This is a genomic window from Alcaligenes sp. PF14 (assembly GCF_037150615.1).
Lineage (GTDB): Bacteria > Pseudomonadota > Gammaproteobacteria > Burkholderiales > Burkholderiaceae_B > Alcaligenes > Alcaligenes phenolicus.
On sequence record NZ_JBAGRS010000030.1, the window covers coordinates 1 to 307 of the forward strand.

Genomic DNA, 307 nt, shown 5'->3' on the forward strand with positions numbered 1-307 from the left:
AACGATGATCTTGGCCGGTACCAATACCTATGAAGGCGGCACCACCCTGCATGAAGGGCGCGTCGTCGTCAGCCAGGACAGCAATTTAGGCTCGGGCGCACTGGACTTCCAGGGCGGCACCTTAGCCACGACGGACTCTTTTGGCATGAGCCGCCAGATCACCCTGAGCCAAACCGCTCATCTGGATGTGGCGGACAACACCGAACTGGGCCTGAGCGGCCAAATCGGCGGGAGCGGCGATCTGATTAAAGAAGGCGCAGGTACCCTGCGCCTGTCCAACACCGCCAACCGCTATGGCGACACACAG

Annotated in this window: 1 protein-coding gene; it reads left to right on the plus strand. The window is 60.9% G+C overall.

Features of this window, described 5'->3' with window-relative positions; genetic code table 11:
* On the plus strand, positions 1-307 hold a 307-nt coding region (locus tag WFM49_RS18550), incomplete at both ends, for an autotransporter-associated beta strand repeat-containing protein (RefSeq protein ID WP_336974859.1).